Here is a 26,755-nt window from a genome sequence, read left to right as displayed (position 1 = left end):
AAAGATGCTTTCCTGCACCACGTTGCATCTGTAGTTCTGCTGGTAAAGCATAAAAATCTTTGAATGAAATATTTTTAAAGTGTTTGTATCCCAGCAAAGAGTTAAAGAGCGACTATCTAAGTTGGTAAATAACTTCAGGAGGTTTATACGTTATGCTTAGATCTTATGTAACCAAGAAGCACTTATTCTTCTATTTTATAGCGATTATGATTACTTGGCTGGAGGCTATTATTACACCAGCTTTGATTCAGTATATTGTCTCCAGTTTTACCAATCACCAGTTGCATTTGCTATGGCAGGTCTTGTTTTGGGGGATTGTTGGAAATCTGATTCTCTTGCTGGGTTTGGCGGGGAAACGTTATTACTACGCACGAGTGCTGACAGACTTCAAGTCGGGTATTAAGAAGGGGATCTTTCAGACTTTCTTATATAGCCGTCGGATAGCGGATGAAGAAGTTTTGTCAGACTTGGAAAATGATGTAAAACAGCTAGAAGATAATTATATTGAGCCGACTGTTATTATCATTTCTTCTTTGGGATTTACAACCGTCTCTATCTGTTACGCTCTTTGGACTAACTTTTATCTTGGCTTGCTCTTTATCATTTTTTATTCGATACCTGTACTTTGTAGTGGAATTGGCTCTAAACGTTTGGATGAAATTACGAAGGAGAAGTCCTTAGCTAATCAAGCCTATGTCTCTCAAGCAACCAATATGATCGCAGGTGCTCGTTCCATACGGTATTATCGGGGACAAAGTTTGTTTTACAAACTGTTCTCCAAAGATTTGCACAAGGCTCTAAAGGAAGAAATCGCCTATGAAAAGCAACGGACCATAAATAGTCTCTTTATCAATGGAATTGATGCTTTTTGCTCTGTTGCGCCTATTGTCATTGGTGGTTTCATGACCTATTATAACTACCTATCTGCAGCCAGCTTTGTAGGAATTTACCTCGTATCGTATAATATTGGCTATCAATTTCAGGAGTTATCTTACTTTATCAATACTAGAAAATCAGCCAAGTCTCTCTGTTATAAATATCAAAAATTGCTGGGGGTAGACTTGGATATGCCTTCTGTTCTCGAAGGTTCTGTCTTTCCTATCCAGTTAGAGAAAGTCAGTGTAGAGCGTGATGGTCAAGAAATCCTAGCCTCGTGTGACCTTACTATTGAGGAAGGTGAAAAGATTGCCATTATCGGAGAAAGTGGGTCTGGAAAAACAACCTTACTGAACCTAATCTATGGTGAAATTGAGCCTAGTCATGGTCGGATTCGCTACCATGGGCAAGAGCTAACCTCGGATGAACTCTATCAGGCAGGAGCTTACATTCTCCAATCTAGTCATATCTTTGATGGTTTAAGCCTAGAGGAAAATATTGCTTTGGGACAAGAACTTGATATTGTAAGGATGGACGAAATCCTGCAACAAACTGGTTTGAAAGATCTTCAAAACAAAAACCTTAGCAACCAGACTCTGTCAGGCGGTGAGAAGCAGCGCTTGGAAATTGCCCGTGCTCTCTATCACAATCGCCAATTTATCCTAGCTGATGAGGTCAAAGCCAATCTGGACTTTAAAAATCAAGAGAAAATCAGTCAACTTCTCTTCTCCCTCCCTCAAGCACTCGTAGAAGTGATTCATCACTATAGTGAAGAGGACTTGAAGCGCTATGATAAGGTGATAAAACTGGAGAAATAGTGGAGGTATAGATTTCAGAAAAGAGGGGCAGGTTCATTCTTTTTTGTGGGATAGATAATAAAAATTCTATTTAAAAATATCAGTACTATTACGTCAGACGAGGGATATATCTAGTGAAAATCCTACAGTAAGGAGTTTAAATATGAAATTCCATGAATTTGGTGATAGGAATTTGCCTCCTATCTTACTGATACATGGCGGTGGCAGTTCTTGGTGGAATTATCTTCGTCAAGCGCGGATCTTGTCAGAAGACTACCGTGTTATTCTACCCACTTTGAATGGCCACGGTGAAGAATATCCACTCGATTATGTTTCTACGGAAGATTCTGCTTTGGAGATCCTAGACTATGTCAAAGCAAACTGTGCTGGGAAGTTGTTTGCAATCGGTGGCGTTTCACTTGGTGGTCAAATTGCTATGGAACTTTTGTCCTTAGACAGCGAGATAGCTGAGAAGGCCATCATAGATGGAAGCCTCTGTATTCCACAACCAAGGTTAGCTAAAATCAGCATCTTTCTAGTAGCTCTATTTGGTAAACTGATGTTCAGTAAATTTTCTTGCAAACTTCAATTAAGCATGATGGACAAACTCTATCCTAACCTGGCTTATTCAGAGGAAATAAAAGCATATTATTTGGAGGATCTGCCAAGGACGCCTATCAAAACATTGGTGACCATTTACAAAACATATATGGGGCGTTACAAGCTCAAGGACACAATTTCTGCTAGCAAGGCGCAGGTTCTGTATATCTACGGTGAAAAAGAATTGAACTGTGTGAAAGCATCAGCGAAATTATTTCAGCAGCTACATCCCAACACGATCCTGTATGAAGCAAAGGGCTATAACCATGGCTATTTATCAGCTTACCTGCCTCAAGAATGGATTGATTTGGTTGAGCCATTTTTAAAGAGTGGTTCATTGGAAATCTGATATGCTGTAAGGAGGAATCTTATGCTAGGAGCAATAGTAGGAGACATTGTAGGTTCTGTTTACGAATGGGGCAATATTAAAACGAAAGACTTTCCATTATTTCGTGAGGATTGTTTTTTCACAGATGACACTGTTATGACCTGTGCTGTTGCTGAAGCCATCATGAACGGTGGTCAGAAGGATGACTTTATTGATGCCATGAAGAAATATGGCAGGATGTATCCCGATGCTGGGTACGGGCCTAGGTTTAATACATGGATTCAAAGCAATGATTGTTCCCCTTATAATAGCTTTGGCAATGGCTCTGCCATGCGTGTTTCTCCTTGTGCTTGGGTGATGGATTGTGGTTTCTGTGCAAGAACAGGTACTTGGCCATCTAGTAGAAATCTTGCGAGAATTTCTGCAGAGGTGACTCATAACCATCCAGAGGGTGTCAAAGGAGCTATGGCGACGTCTGATGCTATCTTTCTGTGTCGTTATTACTTTGGAGGCTACAGTGGTGACTATGGAAAACCGATCAACGATAACCCTACAGAGTGCAAGAGACTCATCAAGGAATACATAGAGCAAGAGTATGGATATAATCTTTCTCAATCACTCGATGACATTCGTCCTAACTATCATTTTAATGAAACTTGTCATGATACAGTACCCCAAGCCATCATTGCTTTTCTTGAAAGTACAGATTTTGAAGATGCGATTAGAAATGCCATCTCTCTTGGTGGGGACAGTGATACTCTTGCTGCCATCACCGGGAGTATAGCAGAGGCCGCATATGGTATTCCTGATTGGATTAAGGATAAAGCCTATACCTATTTAGATGAGCCTTTAAAGGATGTGCTTAGCCGATGGGAGCAAGAAGTTTCAATAACATAACAGAGATTAGATAAAGACAATCAAAAACACTAAAGCGACGAGATAAGTAACAATTTCGTCGCTTTTTGCTTAAAAGTTAATGTTGCTATGGATTTATTCAGGCACCTAGTTAGATTTTTGCTGATTCAAGAGGAGGATACAAGTCATTACTGAGATACAGGATACAAGAATCAGATACCAAAGATTTTCAAGACCAAAACCATGATCTAGCATCAAGCGGTATCCCCAAGAAGCGGGGAAAAGACGCCCAATTGCTTGAAGAAAATCAGGTAGTAAGATGCTAGGAAACATGATTCCTGAGAGCATAATTGAGGGTAAAAAGACAAGTTGCGCTATCATAGTAATCTTTGCTTGATTTTTTACAGTAAGGCCCAGTATACTTCCGACACTCAACGATACGATAATGTAGATGCCCAGTGCGAGAAAGAATAGGGGAAGTTGACTCGGTAGACTTGCTTTAAATAAAATTGGAGCAAGTAGTAGGATCACTATGCAAGTCATTATCAAATGAACAAAGGCAGAGAGAACCATGGTCACCAATCCTAAGTGAATAGGCACACCATTTGCTTTATAAATCTTTTTTATGTCGCTTCCGTATGTTTCAATCAAGGAAGGCGGTAAGCCGAGAAAGGCCCCCATGGAAACACTCATGACAATCATTGACTGTATGAGTGTACTACCCATTTCAGGCATAACGGAAGTAAAAATACCACCCATGAGAAGAAAGAAAATAAGCGGTACAATATAGTAAGTAACCAAGAGAGACTTACTTCGTATGTCCAATTTCCACTGTAATGCTAGGCTATATAAGAATCCTTTCATTCCGATCCCCTCCTTGCCATTTCGATGAAATGCTGCTCCAGTGTGCCACGATCCACCTTAATATCCAATACATGGATATGTTTCTGTTTGCATTCTTCCAATAATGAAATCAAAGTGTCCTCGATCGTATCTGTTTCAAAAGATTCCTCTCCGTCCCGGGTCTTTAAATGGATGAAATATTTTCTTCCCAACCTGTCTGTTAGTTCTGAAGGAGTACCACAAAAGACAATCTTTCCACTATTCAAAATAGCAATGCGGTCACATAAGTTTTCAACTTCGGCCATATCGTGGCTTGCCAAAACAATTGTCTTACCCTGTGATTTGAGCTTTCGGATTTGTTCATGGAGGGATAGTCTTCCTTCAACATCAAGTCCCGCTGTCGGTTCATCGAGAAAAATAATATCCGGATTACTGATAAGTGCAAGAGCAAGATGTAATCTTCTTTTTTGACCGGTGGATAATTCTATGTATTGCGACTCCTTCATTTCTTTTATGCCAAGGGCCTTTAGCATAGCATCATCAATGTATGTATGATTCCATTTTGCAAAGAGCTTTATGGCTTCCATTGGTTTGATGTGGGCGGGTAGAGAGGAGGACTGTAGTTGAATTCCGGTTTTCCCGTTTACAACGATAGTGCCTTCGTCATATTTTCTCAGACCTTCGATACATTCAAGCGTGGTTGTTTTACCAGCTCCGTTCACTCCGAGAAGAGCAAAGATTTCTCCTTGTTTGATTTGAAAATCGAGACCACTAAGAACCATATTGCTACCATAACTTTTCTTTAATCCAGAAACCTCTATCGTGTTTTTCATGGTTCTACCTCCTCAAGGGGATTGGTTCCAAGCCTTGAAAAATAGACTTGTAAAGCAGGCCCTAAATAATCATTAACGATTTTTTGCTTTTCTTCCCAAGCGTTTGAGGCGGTATCAATATTCCCAACCTCCATCAACTTCGGAAGCATGCTCATATCACCATTTGTAAACTCCATAATCAAGCTCCAGTATTCTTGCACAACCTGCTGGCTTTGTTCGCTTTCAACTGGCACGTTTTCTTTTTGAAGCTCCACGATTTGATCACTTAGGTGGTTCAACCTATCCATAAAATCTTGTCCGCTTTTCTTGTCAAATCGACTGCGTATCTGGTCGAGCGTATCATCATCAAAGCGCTTAATGAGAGAGTAGGAGTCATTCTTCATCTGTAGATTGACAATAATGTCTGCATATTTCTTAAAATTGACCGTTTGTATTTGTAAAACTTCTACCTTTAACTGCTCTATTGCGATCAAAGAATCCTTAAGTTGCTCTATATTTTTACGAAGAACATCTGCCTGCTCCGTAAGAGCTTTAGCAACATCATCAGGTGTTTTTAAAGAGATCAAACGGCTCTTTATATCCTTGAGAGAAAAGCCTAGTGATTTTAAAGATAGAATCTGATGGAGTAGCACTATATCTTTATCGGTATAAAGCCTGCGACCTCCCTCACTTTCTGCCGATGGGGAAAGTAGCCCCTCTTTATCATAATATTGTAGAGTACGGATGGTAACGCCCATTTTCTTAGCAAGTTCCCCAACTGTCATAAATCCTTCCGGAATTGCTCTATATTTAGCCATAATTACTCCCCTCCTCATACCTATTATACATCGTTACGTAACGTCATGAACAAGATTATTTTAAAAAAATTTGATTGAAAAAGACCTTTTCATTTTCGAGAAAAGAAAGAGAGGTCATAGATAAAATGAAGCATGTGACAAAATATTGACATAATTCCTACCCTTTAGAATATTATGGATGAGTATGTGTCATGATTTAGAAAAGCAAAGCACAATTACAAGATGATCAATAGCAAACACAAGGTGATAGACAGTACAATCTATCACCTTTTTCTGTCAAAACTATTTATCAACAGTTATGAACTCAGCTTTCTTATCTATCTCACCTTATATTCGGTGAAAGAAGAATCCATTTTTCACTTGAATCCCTTCTCTTTCGTATGGTAGAATGTATATACAAATTGTATGTACAAAGGAGAGGTAGAAATGGCAAACACGAAAGCAGTGAATTTTCGCGCAGATGCGATATTTTACCAGAAAACAAAAGAAGTACTTGCAGATGAAAAAATTTCTGTGTCGGATGTCCTGAATGCAGCACTTCGAAAAATTGCCAACGGGACTGTGGATCCAAGAGAATTTGTTTCAAGTGATTTGCAGAACACGCAGTATCAAGTGGCTTTTGAGGACTTAAAGAAGGAGATTTTAGTTGGGCACCAGGAAATTGCTCAAGGAAAAGTCACTTCTGTAGTCGATGTGAGAAAGGAATTTGGTCTTGACTAAGTTGAAACGCTATCAGGTCTTTCTTGCAGATCGAGCTAAGCAGGACTTGCGAGAGATTCACGACTATATTCTTGTGAATTTTTATAGCCAGCAAGCTGCAGATGGCAAAGTCGATTTGCTATTAAGTGCTCTTGAGACCCTAGAACTGTTTCCAGAAGCATGTCCTCTGGTATCAAGCCGGGGGTATGGTGATATGACAAATGATGGAAAACCCTATCGTTATATGCCAATAGAGAACTATCTCGCATTTTATTATATGGAGAAGCATACAGTGTATGTTGCTCGTATCCTAAGTGCAAAGCAAGACTGGGTCAAGATTTTTTATAAGTAGGATGAGGAACTTTGTGTTGCACTTCATTTTACAACGTGGCTCTTATAAAAAAATAAGACTGAAACCAAGGTGAAAACTATATGGTTCAGTCTTTTATCCTATTTATGTAGTATAATGAAGGGAGTAGGGGTTCTCCTTTTTAATAGATTTTTTCCAAGCTGATATTAGTCATTCTATTGAGTTAAAATCTAGATTAGAGATAAGAAAGTTAAGTGAATTCGAGAGATTGTTTCTTATTTTATTTTAGAGAATTATCTTATCAGGGAACCATTTCCCTACACTTGGATGACAGGGCTTTTTTTAGGTGTGAGATCTCTCTATCTGTCTATACTTTGGGTGATCCTTTATTTTAGTGCTTTTGTTATCGAATAGGCCCAAAGGAATATCTGGCTATGGATTGTTATCGGTATAGTTGTTATGGCATCTATAGTAGCAACTCCAATAAGAAGATACTACTTTGATTTATAAGTCATTTTTAATTTTAAGTCAGTTTCTGATGGCAATTATGTAGAAAGAGGAAAAGCATGAAGCAATCACTTGAATTTTTAAAAGATAGAATCACTGATAAGATGCCTTTAGAGGATATGGTAGAAATCTTTGAAGATTTGTGTAGTGTTCCTATTGAGGATGAGATGATTTTATTTGAGACAGGGACATATTCAGCTATATCTAATAAAGCCTTGTTTCAACTATCGTTAGTAAGGCAAGCTCCAAATGAAGATGAAGAGTTTTATCAAGTTCACCTTGATATTTTCTATGAAGCTAGTCAAGATAATCAAATCTTCAGTGAAGCGACCTGGGACGAAGATATCGAGGAAAATATTTTTGATTATATTAGAGCCTCAGATGTATTTGCTTATGCTAAAAAGCAAGAATACCTAGCAGTCAATATTTATCTGGATGAAACTTAAGAAGAGTAGTAAAGGAAGGAAATCTGGTGGGAAAAAATGAACATTCTTGATCTTAATTCTAATCAGAAGGAGACGATATTATTAATCCATCCAATGTTATCTTCTGCACAAGGGATGAAATCGCTGATTGCAGATCAGATGGGACAAGAGTTTAGATATATCATTCCGGATTTATCTGCACATGGGCAATCAACTTCGACCATTTACGAATCGGCTCTTAAGGAAAGCCAAATGATTTATGAATATTTAAAGGATCATAATATTAAAGACTTGCGTTTAGCGTTCGGTGCTTCCTTGGGTGGAGTCGTTTTACTAAAATTATTGAAATATAAGGATATCGGGTTTGGTAAGGTTGTTTTTGAGGGGGTAAGTTTATGGACAAAATCAGCTTTGCTTGATGTATTTACTAGGTACCTATTGCTAAAAAAACATAGAAAAGCTATACGCAACATAGATCTAGCTGTTCGAAAGATGGTTTCACTTTATGGAGAAAAAGGAGTGATGATGGCAGATTCTTTCATTGCTATGGATGAAGAAAGCATCAAACATATTTCCCATGATTGTGCATTTGTGGATTTGCCCAACCTTACGCCAGAGGAACAAAAAAGTTGTGTATTCTTTTATGGTTCAAAAGAATTCGACTTGATAGCTGCTAAAAAAGTTCTCCCCCAAAAGTATCCTCAAGCCAAATTTCATATTTGGCAAGGATATGGTCACTGTCGCAAGATCACTGAAAATCCTAGAGCCTACTCTATGATTCTGCGAAATGAAATATTTAGTTCGAACTATTGATTGGGTAAGCTTGTTACTGAAACAGTAATAGAGTGAAATAGCGATAGATTAAATAATGACTAAACTAAGGAATTTGCAAGTGATTTCATTTTAAAAGTTAATTGTTGGCTTTTTCTCAGAATGGGCTTAAAATTTTGTACGGTTAATGGTGGATTTTTCCCATTATAATCTCTCTACAGTTTTATTTCGTATATGAATTGCAATCGGTGTGATAAGTAGGTATAGCAAGGTCAAAATGATAAAAAATCCGATATCAGCATCCAAAAATACATAAACGATATTAAAGCCAAAATGCATGAAAATAGAATAAATCAGATTATTATATTTTTCCAGAATAATATTCATACAAATAGTAATAGATGTAATCACAACTATATTAGCAATAATATAAGGAACCGCGCGCCAGTCCGTAAATTTTGAATCTACAACCCACAGAAGTGTATGCCAGAAACACCAGACTAGGCCTTGGTAAATAGAGGATTTTAAAAAATGATATTTTTTATTAAATTCTTCTCTCATATAACCACGCCACCCCAATTCTTCTCCGGTCGGACCTGATGTGAATGATAAGAAAATACTTAGTGGCAATGATACGGTTCCTAGATTGATGTAGGAGAGCATTGTTTTTTGGGTCATAAGTGAGTAGAGGAAGAGTGATAAAATACTGAGCCCAAATGTAAGACCAAATGAAGATAGAAGTGGGAGTAACGACACTTTAGCAGAGAAACACCGCTTAAGGAAAGTTGTTCTTTTCTCATCAGTCCTGAAATACTTCCATCCAAATAAAAGAAGGTATGATGGAGACCATGCGACGATATTTCGTACAATCCACATGATAACAGGTGGAACCTTAAATACTAAACTTGCAGGAGCTGCTACAAAAATAATGAGTGCCCAAACAAGTACATAAGAACTGATGATGTATCTTTTTAAATAATTTACATTCATTTAGTTACCCTCTTTCTTCAGCTGTATAGATAACTAGTTCACTCTTAATACCATTCAATTCAATTATATTATCTGCATCGGGTGAATCGAATGGTTCAGTTTTTTGCCCATTTTTTTCATAATAAATATTTGTTCCAATCCCTTTGGTAACAGCAGTAAATAGGCTGTTTTCAGGAATACGAATTCTGGATGTTGCTGAAATCTGGTTAATGTCAACTTCACCGTTTAATGAATGACATAATACTTCCATATCAAGATTACAGTTTATTTTTACTTTACCTGAAATATCTTCTAGGGTAATACGAGATGTTTTAAGGTCAAGTTCGATATTGTCACATTCTAGGGAGTGAATTTCTACAGACTCTGCACGTACCGCACATTCAATGTGACTAATATAGCGAGTTGGGATTTGCACAAAGATACTGACCGTTTCTTTAGCCGTTGCCTCTGTTACACCATTGTAACGTTTTACATCTAGGTCAATTCTTTTTCTACTATCATCAATTTTTACTTTAAAATCATTTTGAAGTGTAGAAAGAAGATTAGATACCAGACGAACTCGAATCTTTTCTCCCTTGTATCCGGACAATACAAACTTTTCTGCGCCTCCAAATTTCATATCATAGCTCTTGATCTTATCGATATCATACTCTGTGATACTCTCAAAAAGATATTCGCTTGTCTTAAGACTAGTTCTTTCATTGCAGATTAGCTCATCGATAGAGATGTTAAATAGGTTTGAGATGGATATCATATTCTCGATATCTGGAATTCCAGCACCTGTTTCCCACTTTGTTACAGCTTGTCTTGATACACCGATTTTTTCAGCTAAAAGTTCTTGTGACATCCCTACTTGTTTACGTATGGATTTTAATTTTTCAGCAAATGTCATGTTGTATGACCTCCTCTATATTCTATGATGTAATTTGTCATAAAGTAGCAATATGACTGATTTTAGTATAGAATAAACGATGATTACAGCACAAGCAAGTAGAGGTTGCATTTTCATTATTTTTGCTACTTTGCGTGGCATTTATCGTTTTAACGTTGATTTTTAGCATTATTTTAGTTATTTTACCATACATTCAAATAATAGAATTAAAAATAATATTTTGAAATCTGAACTGCACCCCAAAAGTTAGACAGAAAAAAATCTAACTTTTGGGGTGCAGTTCAATTTTTTTTTTTAAAATTGAGAAAATATTTTTAGAAAACGATGTCGAATATAGTTGACATTAAACAACTAATATTGTAAAATAAATGTATCAAATATATTTGACACATTTGTGATTAGGAGGTGCCAAGTGAACCGGGTGAAGGAATACAGAGTCAATCTTGGTCTTTCTCAATTGGCTTTGGCAAAAAGTATTGGAGTTTCCAGGCAAACGATTAATATGATTGAGAATGGGAAGTATAACCCTTCTTTAGATCTCTGTATCAATCTGGCAAAAGAGCTTGGGACGGATTTGAATTCTTTATTTTGGAGGATCGATGATGATGAATAAAAACTGGCAATTGAAATGTGTTAAAGCCTTCTACGATATTACAGGTGAGCTTGACGAATACAAGGAAAAAGAATTGAGTACCTTTGGGAACAACATGTACATGCTCTTTATGTCGGGGATTATCCTTGGATTCCTGCTCAGTTTCATGTTCACTACAGATTGTGTCGGTGTGATCACGTTTTTAGTATTTTGCTACTCTCTGTACCAACAAGAGCAGGTGATTCATCGTTTGGAACTCGATATCTATGAGGTTTCAGAAGATGAAGTAGGAGAGGCGAAGAAAAAAATGCTAAAAAGAACTTTCCTTCAAACTTTGATTGTGATGGGACTGGCTATTTTTGTTGCTATCGGTCTTTGGAGAACAGGATTGCTACAAGAAAATAAGATAAGCTTTGAAATGTATTTCACTTTTATTTTCCCTCTTGTCATTGGGCTGATTACCATTATCAGTTTCTTGAGTAGTTTCATTGCAAATAGAAGAAAAATCAAGGTGATTCGGGAGTAGATCCATCAGAGATAAGACTGGATATTTATATTAAGATTAAGCTAAAAGTAAATGGAACCCATTATGATGAAAGAAATGAGTAAGTATGAATAGAATAGTAGACGATCAGATAGTACTTATTCCCTATTATAGGAATGATGAGATCTCCCTTCTTTGGTATCAAGATAGTGAGGTTTGCAAACAAGTGGATAATACTGATCAGATTTACGATGTAACAAAACTTCATAAAATGTATGATTACCTATCTTCACATGGTTCTTGCTATTATATCCAATATGAGGGAGTGTTAGTTGGAGATGTGACACTTCAAGATAATTCAGAGCTTTCTATAGTGATCAGCAAAGAGTATCAGAATTTACATATCGGAAGACGATGTGTTTCTGAAATGATACAGTTGGCCAAAGAGAAAGAAATGGTACAGGTCTCTGCTCAAATTTATCCTTTTAATACTCAAAGTCAAAGAATGTTTTTGGCTTTGGGATTTCAGAAAGTAGATGAAGAGTGGTATGAATATAAGTTGTTTTAGAATAGCTGTGTATTATTTTATGTATTAAAATAATAGTCCTTATTTTAAATACTAAAGAATATTAAAGTAAAAATAAACTCATTAAAAAATCTAATTGACATAGGAGAAGAAATTGCCTATCTTCTATGTTTGTAACCGCTTTTTCTGCTATAATATCACTAGATAGAAATGTGGGAGTTTCAATCATGGTTACAAAACGGTTTTTGAAAAATGTTATTGTTGCGATGGTCTCGGTTTTTATGTCCTTGGCCGTTGTTCAAGGGGCTCAAGCCCAGCAAACGGGCCTCGATTACCAGAGCCTTCATCTACTGCCTTTTAATGGCAGTAAGCAGCTTGTACTGGGGGATTTTGATCATTTAGGTCGTGCGACCTCAGCCCATATTCAGCTTCAGGACAAGGATGAGCCAAAGAAAAAAAGAGAACCACGTCTCAACTATAATCCGGTTGGCTGGCACAATTATAAGATTGCTTATGGAAACAAAGGGAAGAAGGCCTGGCTGTTCCATAGAGGGCATCTGATTGGTTATCAATTTAGTGGACTGACCGATGAAGGGAAAAATCTGGTTCCTCTAACTGCCTGGACCAATACGGGGAATTATAAAGGGACAGCGGATAGTAATGTGGAGGGCATGCTCTACTACGAGAAACGACTCGATAGCTGGCTGGCCACCCACCCCAATTATTGGCTGGATTATAAGGTGACGCCTGTCTATACGGGGGATGAATTGATCCCTCGGCAGGTGACCTTGCAATATGTTGGAATTGATCGAGATGGCAACCTTCTACCAATCAATTTAAGTAGCCCCAAAGAGTCAGTAGATGCTTATGGAATCACCACCGTGACCTTGGACAACTATTCTAAGAATGCGACCATTGACTATCTGAAGGGGACAGCCAAGCCATCTTTAGTGCCGACGGAACCAAGTAGTCAACCACAACCTGCCAGTCCTTCTGTAGAGACGAAACCAAGTCAAGCCCCTCAACCGAGTCAGCCAGCAGTGCCCGCACAGCCAGTTCAACCTGTAGAGCCTGTAGCGCCAACTCGTCAACTGGCTCCAGTTGTTTATGTGGCCAGAAATGGGAGTGCTGATGTTTATTGGTACTCTAAGGATAGCATGCCACGAAATACTAACTTTGCCAAAGTAGTTGAAATGTCAGAAGAGCAAGCGCTCAGTCTTGGAAAACGGCATACAAGTAAGGAATGAGTATCAGTCATTTAGATGATGAGAAAGCCCAATCGCTGGGCTTTTTGTGTAGGGTAAGTTCAAAATAGGAGAACTAAAATGATTGATAATATGCTATAATAATAGGACGGAGGTAGAATATGACCTTAGATGTAGATAAAGAAAAAATGATGATTATGGGTGTGATTTTTGACAACAAAAAGGTTTTTAAGAGCGTCTGGTTTGCTCTTAGCACCAATATGATTGAAGGATGGCATCCCACGGTAGAAGACGTGGAGCGACTGAGAGAAGAGGCAGTTGCATTAGGAGTTGGATAATGGTCAGAAAAATATATGATGGGTATGATTATATAGACCCTGATAATTTATACACCTATCCCCATTCATCTGTTCTCATAAATAAATTTAATGAGAAAAATGATAATAAAGCACGAGAATTAGAATATCGTTTAGTAGCAAGCCAAAGTTTAAAACTGTTTATTAATCCAATTGAAGTAAATACTGTTTCAGATATTTTAAAGATTCACAAGTTTCTTTTTGAAGGGATGTATACTTGGGCAGGTCAATACCGTCAAGTAAATATCTCTAAAAGTGGAAATGCTTTTATGCCAGTTCAGTCTTTTGATATGGCAGAAAAATATTTAAATACTTTGATTTCAAACTATCTACTTAACGCAAATAATAAAATTGAGATTTGTAAAAGTTTAGCTGAGATATTAGATAATCTAAATTATTTTCACCCATTTAGAGAAGGAAATGGTCGTACTCAACGAGAAGTTATCCGTTCTTTAGCTTTGATGAAAGGCTATGAATGTGAAATTTCAATTGGTTTAGATGATGATATCTATCACTTATATATGGATGGAACAGTTTATGGAGATACTAGTAAACTCGAACAACTGTTCAATAAACTATTAACAGAAATATAGATCTGTAGTATATTTTAGTAGGAAACAGTATAAAGTGATGCTTATAATGTAAAGTCATTGCTTCAACAAAGATCTTTAAGCCCAATCGCTGGGCTTTTTGTGTTGCATTACAATCTTAAATAGTTAGTAGTCTAAAATAATCTCTCAGAATCTTGCAAAGCTTTTTCTAAAGTTGTATACTAGAGTGAGTTTTGTGTAATCGTTTGCATAAACTGATGAATGATGAGAAAAGAAAGGAAAGTAGGAGACGAGACAGATGGAATTAACAGCGATTTATCACCGGCCTGAATCGGAGTACGCCTATCTTTATATGGACGGTCAACTCCATATTCGCATCCGGACCAAGAAAGAGGATATCAAACGGATTGTCTTGCATTATGGGGATCCTTTTATTTTTATAGAGGATCTATATGAGGTAACCAAGGAAATGGACAAGGTGACGACCGACGACCTCTTTGATTATTGGCAAGTGTCGGTATCTGTCCGCCATGCCCGGATCCAGTACCTCTTTGAATTAGAGGATACAGCGGGAGAGAAGATCTTGTATGGAGACCGGGGTGTGGCAGCCTATAACAAGGAGAACCTGGACTTCGTCATGAACGGCTTTAAGCTTCCTTTTATCCATGAGATTGATGGGTGTGCTGTTCCGGACTGGGTGGCTCAGACAGTTTGGTATCAGATTTTTCCTGAGCGTTTTGCCAATGGGAATCCAGCCATTTCCCCAGAAGGTGTCCGTCCTTGGGATGCGTCAATTGCCCCTACAATGTTGGATTTCTTTGGTGGAGATTTGCAGGGAATCATCGATCACTTGGACTACTTGCAGGATCTAGGAATTACAGGGCTCTACCTTTGCCCGATTTTTGAATCACCAAGCAACCACAAATACGACACCATTGATTACTTTGAAATTGATCGACATTTTGGTGATAAAGAGACCTTCCGCAAACTAGTGAAAGAGGCTCATGCGCGTGGGATGAAGATCATGCTGGATGCCGTCTTCAACCATATTGGCTATGATTCACCCCAATGGCAGGATGTGGTCAAACACGGGGAGGATTCGATTTACAAGGATTGGTTCCATATTAAAAAGTTCCCTGTCTCCTCAGAAAATCTGTGGAATAGTCGCGACTTGTCTTACCATGCTTTTGCCTTTGCGGGCTATATGCCTAAGCTCAATACGGCTAATCCAGAGGTGAAGGCCTATCTTTTGAAGGTTGCGACATACTGGATTGAAGAGTTTGATATCGATGCTTGGCGGCTGGATGTGGCTAATGAAATCGATCATCAATTCTGGCGAGATTTCCGTAAGGCGGTCTTGGCTAAGAAGCCAGACCTCTATATTCTCGGGGAAATCTGGCATTCGTCCCAACCATGGCTCAATGGTGATGAGTTTCATGCGGTGATGAACTATCCCCTTTCTGAAAGTATCAAGGATTATTTCCTGCGGGGCCATAAGGAGACCCAGCGCTTCATTTGGGAGATCAATAGCCAGTCCATGTACTACAGGCAACAGATCTCTGAGGTGATGTTCAACCTCTTGGACTCGCATGATACAGAGCGCATCTTGACGACGGCCAAAGGCGATCTTCAGTCTGTCAAGTCTGCCCTCGCCTTCCTCTATCTGCAACGCGGAACGCCTTGTATCTATTATGGAACGGAGCTAGCCCTCATCGGTGATCCAGACCCAGATTGCCGCCGTGTCATGCCATGGGAGCGCGTGTCAGCGGACAATGATATGCTGAATTTTATGAAGGACTTGATCCAACTCCGAAAAGAAGTAGCGGGCATGATTCAGTATGGTAAAGTGAGTCTGGAAGAAGTAGAGCTAGATGTAGTAGCAGTAGAATGGCAGCATGAAGGTCACATTCTCAAAGCCTACTTTAACCACTCGAAGACAGACTTTGTCTTAGAAAGAGAACAAGCAGATCTGATCAGTCATGGGAGCATTTCCGATGATCTATTGATCATTCAACCAAATGGCTTTGTTATTTATAGGGAAGATTAGTAAGAAAGAAGCCTGGAGTCGAAAGATTGTGGGCTTCTTTTTATAAATAGTATCTTTATTCGCACCCTTATATTATAATAGGAGATGAGAAAGAGGGAGACAGTGATGAAGATGTTAGTAATCAATCCTATTTCGTTTAAAAAAAGAATGACAGAATTTCTGTTTGATTATCTTTTCATTCTAGCTTATTTAGTACTTCTGTTTTTAGGTTCGATGCTTATTTACATCATCTTTTTTAATGGCGTCCCAGAGTTTACAGAAATTCAGTCGCAGTGGCTTGTATTTTTCACCTCTGTTTTGCCAATTACGCTCTTGTTCACATTCTTGGATTATAAAAATGATGGCAGTTTTGGGAAGGTAAAAGCGGGACTTGAACTGGTCTACCAGAAAAAAACGATGCAGGCTAGCTTGATTAGAAATGCCATCAAATTTTTACCTTGGCAACTCGGTCATATGGGCACGATTCATGGCTTCTATAGTAATTTTGATGTGTTATTCATTGTCCTTTCTATTTCAGCGACTTTACTCGCAGTTTTGCTACTAGCAATGACGATGTTTAGGAAAGATAAGAGGCATCTAGGAGACTTGCTTGCCCATACACAAGTCCAACTAAAAAAAGAATAGGGTACAGATTGTTTATCCTATCCTTAAAGAAAAAGACTAACATAGTTAGGAAGTATCTGTATGAATGAGACTGTTGAGTTTACAAATCTTTGTATGGTAAGAGACAGCGATAGAGTTCTTGTTATGGATCGTAAAAAAGAGGACTGGCCAGGCATAACCTTTCCTGGTGGTCATGTCGAAGCGGGAGAATCATTTACGGAAGCAGTAATCCGTGAAGTGAAGGAAGAAACTGGCTTAAGGATTGCTTCTCCCCAGATTTGTGGAATGAAAGATTGGGTAGAAGACGGCATTCGTTATGTAGTTCTCTTTTATAAGACAGAAAAGTTTGAAGGAGACTTAATATCCTCTGAAGAGGGGGAAGTCTGGTGGGAGGACCTGAAAGAATTGCCAAATCTAGACCTCTCCTTAGATATGGAGGATATGCTTCGTATTTTTCTTGAAGAAGACCTGTCTGAATTTTTCTACTACCAAGATGGAGAAGACTGGAAGTACGATTTAAAGTAAATTTGGATACTGATTCTTCTAATAATTAACTTAATAATTTTTTTCAGTTAACCCATTGGTTGGCTGTTTTTCTTTGTCATAAATAAAAAATAAAAGATCGTCATCACTCTTGAGTTGACTTCTTAAAATGTTATAATGAGTGATATAAAACCGTATTTAAAGAAATTGAAGTAGATAGAGGAGTTGTTCAATGTCAAACTTGAATGAAAATTTGCGCATTGTCAGTGTTAGAGAAATGATGGCAGAAAGGTTAGCGATTCCTAATTATCAGAGACCGTATCGTTGGGGAACACAATCAGCACTTAGACTGATCACAGATACTTATGAGGCGTTTAAGAATAGAATTCCTGAATATCGAATGGGGTCTGTTGTACTCCATAGAGAAAACAGAAATGACGCATCTTCTAAACTTAATATTGTCGATGGCCAGCAGCGCTTAACAACTTTTTCTATTCTTTTATTTGTGGTGTATGAGATACTTCAAGAGACATCATATGCTAATCTTTCATCCTTGCTGAATGAGGAATATAATGAGCTATCTAGAGAAGCAATTGTGAATAATCTACAAATCATCAAACGTAAGCTAAGAGAGTTTGATAGACAAGAAGTTAAGAAGTACGCTGATTATCTTCTTGATAACTGTTCATTGGTAAGGATTATCACGAATGATGAGCAGGAAGCCTTTCAATTTTTTGACTCCCAGAATTCTCGGGGGAAGGCTCTCTCTCCACATGATTTGTTGAAATCTTATCATTTGAGAGAAATGAATGATGAATCTGAAAGTGATAAGATTGAGATCATACAAGCTTGGGAAAATAAAAATCAAAGCGAACTGGAGGATCTCTTTGCGGACAATCTCTTCCCCTTAGTGAGATGGTATAAGAACAAAAATGGCCTTCATTATTCTACTAAAGATATTCAAACATTTAAGGGAATTAAACCTTCGAATCCCCATCATTTTGCGACTTATGCTAAAGCCTCTCATCTTTATGTTGAACGTTTTAATGCTGACAAAGTGTATGAGCTAACAACTGGAATTCCTTTGAATCAATTCCAGTTAACCCAACCCTTGATTGCTGGAAAGAGATTCTTTTCATACACCTTGCATTATGCCAACCTCTATAGAGAGATTGTGAACTTGGTCGATAGTAGCTTTAATGAAGAAGAGGTCATAAAAAACGGAACTGGTGATCTCTATGTTTATAATCTCTTCATAAATATTTTGATGTTCTATGTCGACAAATTCAGTATGAAGGAATTGACACCTGCAAGATTGTCTTTTCTACATAGATGGGCTTATTCTCTAAGATTGACCATGAAAGCAGTCTATAGAGAATCGGTGAATAAGTACGCACAAGGACAATCGGATCGTATCAATAAAGGATTGAATCTCTTTGCCTTGATTTCTGAAATGCAGGATCCGATAGGGTTGGATACCATTGTGCTAGATTTTATTTCCAAGGAAGCTTTCCAGAATTCCAACTTGAATAAAAAACGTTATCAAAAACTCTATGATAAAGTATTTGGAGAGGAGGACTAGTCTAATGAGAAGTGAAAAGTATATTCAACCAGATGAATTGAATGTGGACAATGTTTTTGAAAATGTCAACTATGTCATCCCAATTTACCAACGAAATTACGCATGGAGAAAAGATGAAATTGAGCAATTGCTAATGGATATTGATGATCTTGACGAAACTAATTCAAGTAAATATTACCTTGGCAGTTTAGTGGTCAATCAGGTCCAACCTCGAATTTATGAAGTAATCGATGGCCAACAACGCTTAACTACTTTGTTTTTGCTTCTTCGTTATCTGGATCATCCTTCTGTAGAAAGAAATCCTTTGAAATTTGAAGCTAGAGAAAAATCGAACATCACTCTAGGTGAGATCGAAACTGTAATGGATAGTAAAGAGTCTTCTCTTTATTCAGAAGAGTTAGTAGAAGGCTATGAAATAATAAAGAAATATTTCCAGAGCAAAAACGCTAATGATGATTATAAAAAACGGTTTAGAGATAAGTTTTCTACTGTAACAATCATCCGAACTCAGGTTCCTCAAAATATCGATTTGAATCACTATTTTGAGATCATGAATACTCGTGGAGAGCAATTGGAACTCCATGAAATTGTGAAAGCAAAGATTTTGGGTGCTATCAAGTCTGAAAATGGATTCAGCGAAGAGGACAAAAGAGATAAACTAATTGCAGCTACGATTTGGGATGCTTGTGCACAAATGGACAACTATCTTCAGATGGTTTTTCCGATAAAAATACGTGAAAAACTATTTAGTGAAAATTGGGATATGCTGAGGATGGCTGACTTCTCAGATCTTCGTGACATTTTTAATGCAGAAAATAACAGTGATGAGACTAAATTTACCTTAAAAACTATCTTGCAAGCGCCGGATCCTACTGTGTCTAATCAAAGTGATGATAGGGAAGAAGAAAATGAACGATTTGAGTCTATCATTAACTTTCCAAATTTTCTTTTGCAGGTCAATGAAGCCATGGAGATGACTGAGACGGATCGTGATAGTGGATTAGATGATAAGCGATTCCTTGACTTATTAAAGGACAGATGGGCTAGTAAAGAAAAGGCCTTGGAGTTTATCTATGCTCTTTTGAAGTATCGGTATCTCTTTGATCGTTATATTATTAAAAGGGAATATATCGGTGAATACAAAGTCGAAGGGAAATGGTCTTTACAAAAGCTCGTCATGTATGAGGATAAAAAGGGGAGATATAAGTCTACTTTAGACTCAACGGATCAAGAAGAAGGAATGGATAATCAACAATTACGACTCCTAGAATCTTGCCTGCGCGTGACCTATACTTCCCCTAAGACCATGCACTGGATTGCTAGAGTCTTGACAAATGTGAATAAAGAGCAAGATGGTAAACTTCTTATCACTACCTTAGAAAAGTATTGCTGTCAAAAAATTGAAGCTTCAGATTATCAAAATCGAAGTGGGTTCAGTATCGATCGGATTGTCTTTACTTATTTGGATTATCTGTTGGCAAGGGATAGAGCATCTGAATTTAGCAATTTCCAATTCCAGTTCAGAAATTCTATCGAACACTTCTTCCCTCAGCACCCTATTAACGGTGATAATTCAGTGACTGTTGAAAATAGAGATCTGTTGGGGAATCTTGCTCTCATCACCGTTTCAGCAAATTCAAAGTTTTCAAATCGGTTTCCAATTGAGAAGGTTGAACATTTTCCAAATATAATAGAGCAAAGTCCCAAATTAAAGGTGATGAGTGACTTGGTCAAGAAATATGATCGAAAATGGGATAATGACTGTGTTAAAGAGCACCATGAGAGTATGCTCAGTCTATTAGAAAAGGAAATAGAAAAGTACAATTAGGTATTGTTTGCCCTTGCTCTGTTTATCAGTTTCTTTAGTTGTACTTTCCTCTACATAGGTGTATAATGTGTCCTTAGATAAACAAATGAGGAGTTTACTATGGAATTAAAAGATTTTACAGAAAAAGAACAAGAACAAATCAAGCAAGGATTGAGCACGGCTGAGATTTCTGATAAAGAAGCAGCGAAGAAGTTGCTTGCCCTTGTACCGCAAGAATGGATCAAACGCATTCCTTTCTTTGTCAGAGGGCATGCAACGACAAAGACAGTTGAGCGTGTAGCCAAGCAATACCCTGAACTCTATGCGGTGGCAAAACGTCAAGGGGACCTTCCTGAAAAAGAAGGCGAAGAGCTCCGCAAAATTATGACAGCTATCTTTGAAGAAAAGATGAACAAACACAAGATTAAATAAGATTCATTATCATTGAAGAGCTGGACAGTTTGCCAGCTCTTTTTTTCTACTTATAAACTTTTCTCATTTCGTAAAAAATAGTTGGAGCAAAGCCAGTTTTAAACTATAATATAGGAGAAGGATTATCGATATGAAAAATTTATAGTACAAACATTTTAATCAATAGAGAAGGAACATTTTATGAAACCATCTAAAAAAATCATGCTCCTTACAAGCTGCGCCTTGGCGATCCTTGCTTTAGCGGCTTGTGGTAGCAACCAAAAGCAATCTAAGGAAAAGCAGGAAAGTTCCACTGTGCAGAAATCTAGTTCAGATAAGGAGCGCTACAAGGGAAGCTACAGCAACCTTAACAGCAAGGCAAGTGTCGAAGAAGTGAGGGCTCTCTTGTCTGCTTATTTGGATAAGGAAAGTGTAGACAAGTTTCTTGGTCTAGTAACGGACTATGATAGCATTGTTGGCTCTGTTGGCTTGACGGGTGACTTCAGCAAGTTCAAGAAAACAGACTACAATGTCGAGAAGATCAGTGACTTGTGGACCAAGCAGAAGGGCGATTTCGTCGGGACCAACTGCCGGATCAATAGTTATACCTTGTTGAAGAATCGCATCGAGATTCCTAAGATGAAAGCGGATAGTGAACTCTTGTTCGTGGACAATGATGCCATTGACAAAGGGAAGATCTTCGATGAAGCAGACAAGGAAGCTTTTAACATTCTCTATTCACGGGTTCCGACAGAGGCTACAACGGATGTCAAGGTTCACGCCAAGAAGATGGAAGAGTATTTTGCCAATTTCAAATTCAATGAAAATGCCCGCATGCTTTCCGTCATCGTTCATGATAACCTAGATGGCAATACGCTTTTTGTCGGGCACGTCGGTGTCTTGGTTCCTGCCAAGGACGGCTATCTCTTTGTCGAAAAACTGACCTTTGAAGAGCCCTACCAAGCCATCAAGTTTGCGACCAAGGAAGATGTATACAAATACTTGGAGACAAAATACCAGGACTACACAGGCGAAGGTCTAGCCAAGCCCTTTATCATGGACAACGAAAAATGGGTTGAGATGAAGTAGAGGATGAAAGACAGCGTGTTAGAATTTAGAAAGATAATGGACTATGCTCCGATTCTATATGTGCTAGTTTTCTTGCTCTTTTTCACTGTTCTCCTTTTCCTGAGAAGAAGGGCAATCGTGAGACGTAGTGGAGGTCCCTACTTTGCCCCGTTCCATATTAGCCGTGGAATCTTCTATATCCATGTCGCTTTGTGTTTCAGTCGTCGCAGGATCCCACTGAAAGAAATCAAGCAAATTACGTACGCAATTTTTCGTGGACGATCTGGTGGTGGGGCTCGCTATGCTTTCTATATCGAACTCAGAAATGGAAAGACTATTCCCTTCTTTTTTGGAAAAAGTAAGCGGAATGAAGAGCTAGTGGAGAAGCTAAAACGAAATGCAGGTAGGTATGGGTTTAAAGTAGATAGCACTGGAAATTAATCGAAAGAAAAAGGAATCGCGAATGAATAGAAAGCAAGCCCTATCCATGTATTTGATAGGGACCTTTGGTCAAGTATTAGGAGTCAGCCTTCTGGTTTGTTTTTTAAGAGCAGGAGGAGTCAAGGTTGATTTTACATCACCATTTGGGATCATCGCTATTATTGTAGGTGGCTTGTCATCAGCTTTGTGGGGCAGTCTTGCAAGCATTAGTTACCATCAATCTAGTTTCAAACAAGTTCTAAAAGATTTTTTTCAAGTCAAAGACAGTTTAGCTAATTATTGCTTGGTGCTCGTTTTCTTGTTGCTTGACTTTTTCCCATTTATCTTAGGTGGTAAGATCACCACTCAATCGTTGGTCTTGCCATTGGTGCTCTTTTTAAAGGCTCTTCTTTTTGGTGGGATTGAAGAAATTGGCTGGCGTTATTTCTTTCAACCAACTTTGCAGGAAAAAATACCTTATTTTTCAGCTACTTTGATCACCTTTTTAGCTTGGTCTAGTTGGCATCTACTATACTTTTATATCGACGGTTCTTTAGCTGTCATTCAATTGTTTCCGTTTCTAGTAGGTTTGCTAATTAACTGCTTTATCTTATCGGCCTTGTATCATAAAACGCAAAATTTATGGCTCAGTGTCATGACTCATGCCTGTATCAATTCCTTGTCTCAGATTCTAGTGAATGAAGAGGTATGGCTATCTATCGTCAGTAAAATTCTTATTATTAGTTTAGCAATCTGGATTGCAAGAAAGAAGTATGTAACTGTAAAGGAGGAAAAATGAACAAATTTATTTCAAAACGATCAGTTGCTATCTGGTATGCATTGACTGCTCTCCTTACTACAGTTCTAGTAGGGCAAGTGATCCTTTGGTTTTTCCCGGATGGAAGTAGTATGGGGGCCTCACTCCTGTTTATCCTAATGAACTTGATTCCCATGATTGTGGCTGCTGTCTTTTCTCTTGTGTTGAGTGAAGTCAACTCCTTGGGTGAATTTTTCAAAAAGGTCTTTCTTCAAAAAGAAAGTTCCCTATCTTGGATCCTAGCTTTCTTCATCCCCGTCATCTATTATGGGATTTCCATCCTGCTTATGAACGTTCGCTTTACTGGGAACTCCTTCTTGGCCTTCTTCCTATACTTCCCTTGGACCTTATTATATGGCGGTTTGGAAGAAGTCGGTTGGCGTTGGTTTTTACAAGATCATCTTTCCTTTAGTAAGCACTTTATACCTAAAATGATGCTTCTTTCCATTGTCTGGTTCCTCTGGCATATCCCTATTTATCGACTCCCTTGGATTACAGCAGGTTCGTCCAACTATCTCATCTTTTACCTGATGATTTTAGGGAATACCTTCCTGTTTGGGGCGCTCAAGGAGTACTCGAAAGGAGCTGTTCCTTGTATCCTCGCTCATATGCTGATCGATAGTCTGGCTGTCCTCATGCTGGTTCAGAGCTCGCTTCCTCAGATTATCCTTCTAGTTAGTTTCGAAATCCTAGTAGCCTCTTGGCTGGTGGCTGCACGAAAATCAGAGAAATAGAGTTGTATCTCTTTCGGTGGGAGTCTGTCATCTTTAGCCTTTAGGACTTCAATGTAGAGTCCATAAAATGGTATAATCAGTTTAACGAAGAATCTAGAGATAGGATCAAAGTATCAACATAGTGTTATTTTTATCTATAATGAGAGGGGGAAAGACCATGCAAAAAACCTTTCAGTTGTTGCGAAGAGGAGATATAGAGGGAGTCCGTCAGATATTGGATAAAAAGCCTGAAGAAGTCAATGCTGTTTCGGGTGACAAACCTAAAAGAGATCAGGGACAGTCGCTCCTTCAAGTCGCTATCAAATCGGGACATTTAGATATTGCAAATTTACTCATTGATAGAGGAGCAGATCTTAACTTTATTGAAGAGCCGACAGAGCTGAATCCATTTTGTCAACCGGTCCTCCAAACAGCGGGTGGACGGGCTGTATTTGACTGTAGGCGCATGATCAAACGCTGGAATGGCCAATATGAGATGTATTCGTCTAAAGAAAAGGCTGACCAGTCTTTCAAGGTTTTTGAGAAAATGTTGGAACTTGGGGCAGATATCTCTCAGAAGGACAGCCATGGTGGGACTTTGTTGCAAACTATTTTAATTGAAACCAAGGAAGTGTTGCCATCTTATTATTGGAAAACAAAAGAAACAAGCGATAATGTCCTCATAACGGATGAATTACGTCATGATTTAAATCGTATTTATGATCTATTAATTCGTTACGGTGTGACTGCGGACGAAATAGCGGTCTATCAGAAGATTCCTCTCAAAGAACTTTACCAAGACAGTCCGACCATGGAGTTCTTAAATCGGTTAGATCAGAGCAGAGCTTAATAAGCATTTGAACTACTAGTTAAAAGAGCCTCGGGGCTCTTTTTGTTTGGTCTGACAAAGTTGAAGCAGTAGGAAAATGTTAGACCGGATTTTCTTAAAAAAATGGATACAAATCCTAGATGAAATAGAGTATACTAGTTGATGAAAGAACAAGATTTTTAAGTACCTAATTCAGGAGGGCAGTTTATGTCTCAAGAAACTTTCATCATGGCGATTGACCAGGGAACCACTAGTTCGCGGGCTATCATTTTTAACAAAAAAGGCGAGCAAGTTAGCTCTAGTCAAAAGGAATTCACTCAGATTTTTCCGCAGGCTGGTTGGGTGGAGCACAATGCCAATGAGATTTGGAACTCGGTTCAGTCGGTGATTGCTGAGGTCTTTATTGAAAGTGGCGTCAAGCCCAATCAAATCGAGGCGATCGGCATTACCAATCAACGGGAGACGACAGTTGTTTGGGATAAGAACACAGGCCTTCCTATTTACAATGCTATTGTCTGGCAATCACGGCAAACTGCTCCACTGGCTGAAGAACTTAAAAACCAAGGCTATGTAGAAACCTTCCACCAAAAGACAGGTCTAGTCATTGATGCCTACTTCTCAGCGACTAAAGTTCGTTGGATTTTGGACCATGTAGAAGGGGCGCAAGAGCGTGCGGAGAAGGGCGAATTGCTCTTTGGAACCATTGATACTTGGCTGGTCTGGAAGCTGACGGATGGAGCTGCCCACGTGACAGACTATTCCAATGCTGCCCGTACCATGCTTTACAATATCAAGGAACTGAAATGGGACGATGAGATTTTGGAAATCCTCAACATTCCTAAAGCCATGCTTCCTGAAGTGCGTTCAAACTCTGAAATCTATGGCAAGACAGCTCCTTTCCATTTCTACGGTGGACAAGTGCCGATTGCAGGGATGGCGGGAGACCAGCAGGCTGCTCTCTTTGGTCAATTAGCCTTTGAACCTGGTATGGTCAAAAATACTTATGGAACTGGATCTTTCATCATTATGAATACGGGTGAGGAGATGCAGTTATCAGAAAATAACCTGCTGACGACGATTGGTTATGGGATCAATGACAAGGTCTACTATGCCCTTGAAGGATCTATCTTTATCGCTGGAAGTGCCATTCAGTGGCTTCGTGACGGTCTGCGTATGATCGACAGTTCACCTGAATCCGAGGCCTATGCTCTGAAGTCTCAGAATGACGATGAAATCTATGTGGTCCCTGCCTTTACGGGTCTTGGGGCACCATATTGGAATCAAGAGGCGCGTGGTTCTGTCTTCGGACTTACCCGGGGAACGTCCAAGGAAGACTTTATCAAAGCAACCCTTCAATCCATTGCCTATCAAGTACGCGATATCATCGACACCATGCAGGTAGATGCCAAGACTCCTATCCCTGTCTTAAAAGTAGACGGAGGGGCAGCGAAAAATGATTACTTAATGCAGTTTCAGGCAGATATTCTTGGGATTGCGATTGCCCGCGCCAAAAACCTGGAAACAACGGCTTTAGGAGCAGCCTTCCTAGCAGGTCTGACCGTAGGCTATTGGAAGGACTTGGAAGAATTAAAATCTCTTCATGGAGCAGCCCAAATCTTTGAACCAAAGATGGATGAAGCTCGCAAAGAGAAATTGTACAAGGGGTGGAAGAAAGCAGTCAAAGCCACTCAAGTATTTGCGGAGACCGATGACTAAAGGGATCAATCAAACGAATAGT

Annotated in this window: 30 protein-coding genes; 25 read left to right on the top strand and 5 right to left on the bottom strand. The window is 38.7% G+C overall.

Annotated elements, in window-relative coordinates; genetic code table 11:
- Nucleotides 1–152 precede the first annotated feature (152 nt).
- From O3629_RS04390 to O3629_RS04380, 3 genes are all read left to right on the top strand, one after another.
- Nucleotides 153–1,694 carry an ATP-binding cassette domain-containing protein gene (locus O3629_RS04390; RefSeq protein WP_371608773.1) on the top strand — a complete coding sequence of 514 codons (1,542 nt, stop codon included), beginning with the start codon at nucleotides 153–155 and terminating at the stop codon, nucleotides 1,692–1,694.
- Nucleotides 1,695–1,836: 142 nt separating this feature from the next.
- Nucleotides 1,837–2,622, top strand: a complete 786-nt coding sequence (locus O3629_RS04385) for an alpha/beta fold hydrolase (protein WP_101770519.1) — start codon at nucleotides 1,837–1,839, stop codon at nucleotides 2,620–2,622.
- Between the two features lie 21 nt (nucleotides 2,623–2,643).
- Nucleotides 2,644–3,498 (top strand): ADP-ribosylglycohydrolase family protein, encoded by an 855-nt coding sequence (locus O3629_RS04380; RefSeq protein ID WP_101770520.1) that lies wholly within the window; start codon nucleotides 2,644–2,646, stop codon nucleotides 3,496–3,498.
- Nucleotides 3,499–3,603: 105 nt separating this feature from the next.
- On the opposite strand, the gene O3629_RS04375 is transcribed toward O3629_RS04380, so the two are convergent.
- Genes O3629_RS04375 through O3629_RS04365 form a run of 3 tightly spaced genes read right to left on the bottom strand, consistent with a single transcriptional unit; the run spans nucleotide 3,604 to nucleotide 5,947 of the window.
- The gene (locus O3629_RS04375) at nucleotides 3,604–4,320 is read right to left on the bottom strand and encodes an ABC transporter permease (protein WP_371608772.1); all 717 of its coding nucleotides are present in this window, start codon (nucleotides 4,318–4,320) and stop codon (nucleotides 3,604–3,606) included.
- A complete protein-coding gene (locus tag O3629_RS04370; RefSeq protein ID WP_371608771.1) occupies nucleotides 4,317–5,132 on the bottom strand; it encodes an ABC transporter ATP-binding protein in 816 nt (271 codons plus the stop codon). Before O3629_RS04370 ends, O3629_RS04375 begins: the two co-directional genes overlap by 4 nt.
- Nucleotides 5,129–5,947, bottom strand: coding sequence for a MerR family transcriptional regulator (locus O3629_RS04365; protein ID WP_371608770.1), 819 nt, complete (start codon nucleotides 5,945–5,947; stop codon nucleotides 5,129–5,131). Before O3629_RS04365 ends, O3629_RS04370 begins: the two co-directional genes overlap by 4 nt.
- 408 nt (nucleotides 5,948–6,355) lie before the next feature.
- On the opposite strand from O3629_RS04365, the gene O3629_RS04360 reads away from it, so the two are divergent.
- The 4 genes from O3629_RS04360 (at nucleotide 6,356) to O3629_RS04345 (ending at nucleotide 8,683) form a co-directional block, all read left to right on the top strand.
- A complete protein-coding gene (locus O3629_RS04360) occupies nucleotides 6,356–6,649 on the top strand; it encodes a hypothetical protein (RefSeq protein WP_049504419.1) in 294 nt (97 codons plus the stop codon).
- Complete coding sequence (locus O3629_RS04355) at nucleotides 6,642–6,980, top strand: type II toxin-antitoxin system RelE/ParE family toxin (RefSeq protein WP_049504417.1); 339 nt, start codon at nucleotides 6,642–6,644, stop codon at nucleotides 6,978–6,980. The genes O3629_RS04360 and O3629_RS04355 overlap by 8 nt, the downstream gene beginning before the upstream one ends.
- A 524-nt stretch (nucleotides 6,981–7,504) precedes the next feature.
- Nucleotides 7,505–7,891 (top strand): hypothetical protein, encoded by a 387-nt coding sequence (locus tag O3629_RS04350; RefSeq protein WP_049504416.1) that lies wholly within the window; start codon nucleotides 7,505–7,507, stop codon nucleotides 7,889–7,891.
- A gap of 36 nt (nucleotides 7,892–7,927) precedes the next feature.
- Complete coding sequence (locus O3629_RS04345) at nucleotides 7,928–8,683, top strand: alpha/beta hydrolase (RefSeq protein WP_371608769.1); 756 nt, start codon at nucleotides 7,928–7,930, stop codon at nucleotides 8,681–8,683.
- A 162-nt stretch (nucleotides 8,684–8,845) separates the two neighbouring features.
- Here O3629_RS04345 and O3629_RS04340 read toward each other — a convergent pair whose 3' ends face one another.
- Both O3629_RS04340 and O3629_RS04335 read right to left on the bottom strand, forming a co-directional pair.
- Nucleotides 8,846–9,631, bottom strand: a complete 786-nt coding sequence (locus tag O3629_RS04340; protein ID WP_371608768.1) for a CPBP family intramembrane glutamic endopeptidase — start codon at nucleotides 9,629–9,631, stop codon at nucleotides 8,846–8,848.
- Between the two features lie 4 nt (nucleotides 9,632–9,635).
- Nucleotides 9,636–10,523 (bottom strand): helix-turn-helix domain-containing protein, encoded by an 888-nt coding sequence (locus O3629_RS04335; RefSeq protein WP_049497562.1) that lies wholly within the window; start codon nucleotides 10,521–10,523, stop codon nucleotides 9,636–9,638.
- A gap of 412 nt (nucleotides 10,524–10,935) precedes the next feature.
- Here O3629_RS04335 and O3629_RS04330 point away from each other — a divergent pair, with 412 nt between their 5' ends.
- The 18 genes from O3629_RS04330 to glpK all read left to right on the top strand — a co-directional run bounded on the left by O3629_RS04330 (nucleotide 10,936) and on the right by glpK (nucleotide 26,733).
- On the top strand, nucleotides 10,936–11,136 hold the full coding sequence (locus tag O3629_RS04330) for a helix-turn-helix transcriptional regulator (RefSeq protein ID WP_003003382.1): 201 nt from the start codon (nucleotides 10,936–10,938) through the stop codon (nucleotides 11,134–11,136).
- On the top strand, nucleotides 11,123–11,641 hold the full coding sequence (locus tag O3629_RS04325) for a DUF3278 domain-containing protein (protein ID WP_049487679.1): 519 nt from the start codon (nucleotides 11,123–11,125) through the stop codon (nucleotides 11,639–11,641). Before O3629_RS04330 ends, O3629_RS04325 begins: the two co-directional genes overlap by 14 nt.
- A gap of 85 nt (nucleotides 11,642–11,726) precedes the next feature.
- The gene (locus tag O3629_RS04320) at nucleotides 11,727–12,167 is read left to right on the top strand and encodes a GNAT family N-acetyltransferase (protein ID WP_371608767.1); all 441 of its coding nucleotides are present in this window, start codon (nucleotides 11,727–11,729) and stop codon (nucleotides 12,165–12,167) included.
- Between the two features lie 185 nt (nucleotides 12,168–12,352).
- The gene (locus tag O3629_RS04315; protein WP_371608766.1) at nucleotides 12,353–13,372 is read left to right on the top strand and encodes a DNA/RNA non-specific endonuclease; all 1,020 of its coding nucleotides are present in this window, start codon (nucleotides 12,353–12,355) and stop codon (nucleotides 13,370–13,372) included.
- 119 nt (nucleotides 13,373–13,491) lie between these two features.
- On the top strand, nucleotides 13,492–13,668 hold the full coding sequence (locus tag O3629_RS04310; RefSeq protein ID WP_003017298.1) for a hypothetical protein: 177 nt from the start codon (nucleotides 13,492–13,494) through the stop codon (nucleotides 13,666–13,668).
- Nucleotides 13,668–14,279 (top strand): Fic family protein, encoded by a 612-nt coding sequence (locus O3629_RS04305; protein ID WP_003017315.1) that lies wholly within the window; start codon nucleotides 13,668–13,670, stop codon nucleotides 14,277–14,279. The genes O3629_RS04310 and O3629_RS04305 overlap by 1 nt, the downstream gene beginning before the upstream one ends.
- A gap of 256 nt (nucleotides 14,280–14,535) precedes the next feature.
- Nucleotides 14,536–16,284 carry a glycoside hydrolase family 13 protein gene (locus O3629_RS04300; protein ID WP_049498907.1) on the top strand — a complete coding sequence of 583 codons (1,749 nt, stop codon included), beginning with the start codon at nucleotides 14,536–14,538 and terminating at the stop codon, nucleotides 16,282–16,284.
- 84 nt (nucleotides 16,285–16,368) lie between these two features.
- A complete protein-coding gene (locus tag O3629_RS04295) occupies nucleotides 16,369–16,908 on the top strand; it encodes an RDD family protein (protein WP_049498906.1) in 540 nt (179 codons plus the stop codon).
- Nucleotides 16,909–16,968: 60 nt separating this feature from the next.
- A complete protein-coding gene (locus O3629_RS04290) occupies nucleotides 16,969–17,412 on the top strand; it encodes an 8-oxo-dGTP diphosphatase (protein WP_049498905.1) in 444 nt (147 codons plus the stop codon).
- Nucleotides 17,413–17,602: 190 nt separating this feature from the next.
- A complete protein-coding gene (locus O3629_RS04285) occupies nucleotides 17,603–18,952 on the top strand; it encodes a DUF262 domain-containing protein (protein WP_049498904.1) in 1,350 nt (449 codons plus the stop codon).
- On the top strand, nucleotides 18,924–20,780 hold the full coding sequence (locus O3629_RS04280; protein ID WP_349017353.1) for a DUF262 domain-containing protein: 1,857 nt from the start codon (nucleotides 18,924–18,926) through the stop codon (nucleotides 20,778–20,780). Before O3629_RS04285 ends, O3629_RS04280 begins: the two co-directional genes overlap by 29 nt.
- Nucleotides 20,781–20,879: 99 nt before the next feature.
- Entirely contained in the window at nucleotides 20,880–21,191 is a 312-nt protein-coding gene (locus O3629_RS04275; protein WP_003006843.1) for a hypothetical protein, read from the top strand.
- Nucleotides 21,192–21,371: 180 nt separating this feature from the next.
- A complete protein-coding gene (locus O3629_RS04270; protein WP_049498902.1) occupies nucleotides 21,372–22,259 on the top strand; it encodes a DUF4300 family protein in 888 nt (295 codons plus the stop codon).
- 3 nt (nucleotides 22,260–22,262) lie between these two features.
- Nucleotides 22,263–22,679, top strand: coding sequence for a hypothetical protein (locus O3629_RS04265; protein ID WP_371608765.1), 417 nt, complete (start codon nucleotides 22,263–22,265; stop codon nucleotides 22,677–22,679).
- Nucleotides 22,680–22,701: 22 nt separating this feature from the next.
- Nucleotides 22,702–23,457 carry a CPBP family intramembrane glutamic endopeptidase gene (locus O3629_RS04260; RefSeq protein WP_061455507.1) on the top strand — a complete coding sequence of 252 codons (756 nt, stop codon included), beginning with the start codon at nucleotides 22,702–22,704 and terminating at the stop codon, nucleotides 23,455–23,457.
- The gene (locus O3629_RS04255) at nucleotides 23,454–24,209 is read left to right on the top strand and encodes a CPBP family intramembrane glutamic endopeptidase (RefSeq protein ID WP_371608764.1); all 756 of its coding nucleotides are present in this window, start codon (nucleotides 23,454–23,456) and stop codon (nucleotides 24,207–24,209) included. Before O3629_RS04260 ends, O3629_RS04255 begins: the two co-directional genes overlap by 4 nt.
- A 157-nt stretch (nucleotides 24,210–24,366) precedes the next feature.
- Nucleotides 24,367–25,038, top strand: coding sequence for an ankyrin repeat domain-containing protein (locus tag O3629_RS04250; RefSeq protein WP_371608763.1), 672 nt, complete (start codon nucleotides 24,367–24,369; stop codon nucleotides 25,036–25,038).
- A 186-nt stretch (nucleotides 25,039–25,224) separates the two neighbouring features.
- Nucleotides 25,225–26,733 (top strand): glycerol kinase GlpK, encoded by a 1,509-nt coding sequence (gene glpK, locus O3629_RS04245; protein ID WP_371608762.1) that lies wholly within the window; start codon nucleotides 25,225–25,227, stop codon nucleotides 26,731–26,733.
- Nucleotides 26,734–26,755 lie beyond the last annotated feature (22 nt).

It is taken from the genome of Streptococcus sp. 27098_8_12 (genome assembly GCF_041432115.1).
In the GTDB taxonomy this organism is placed as follows: Bacteria; Bacillota; Bacilli; order Lactobacillales; family Streptococcaceae; genus Streptococcus; species Streptococcus parasanguinis_V.
This window is presented reverse-complemented; position numbering and strand designations above follow the sequence as displayed.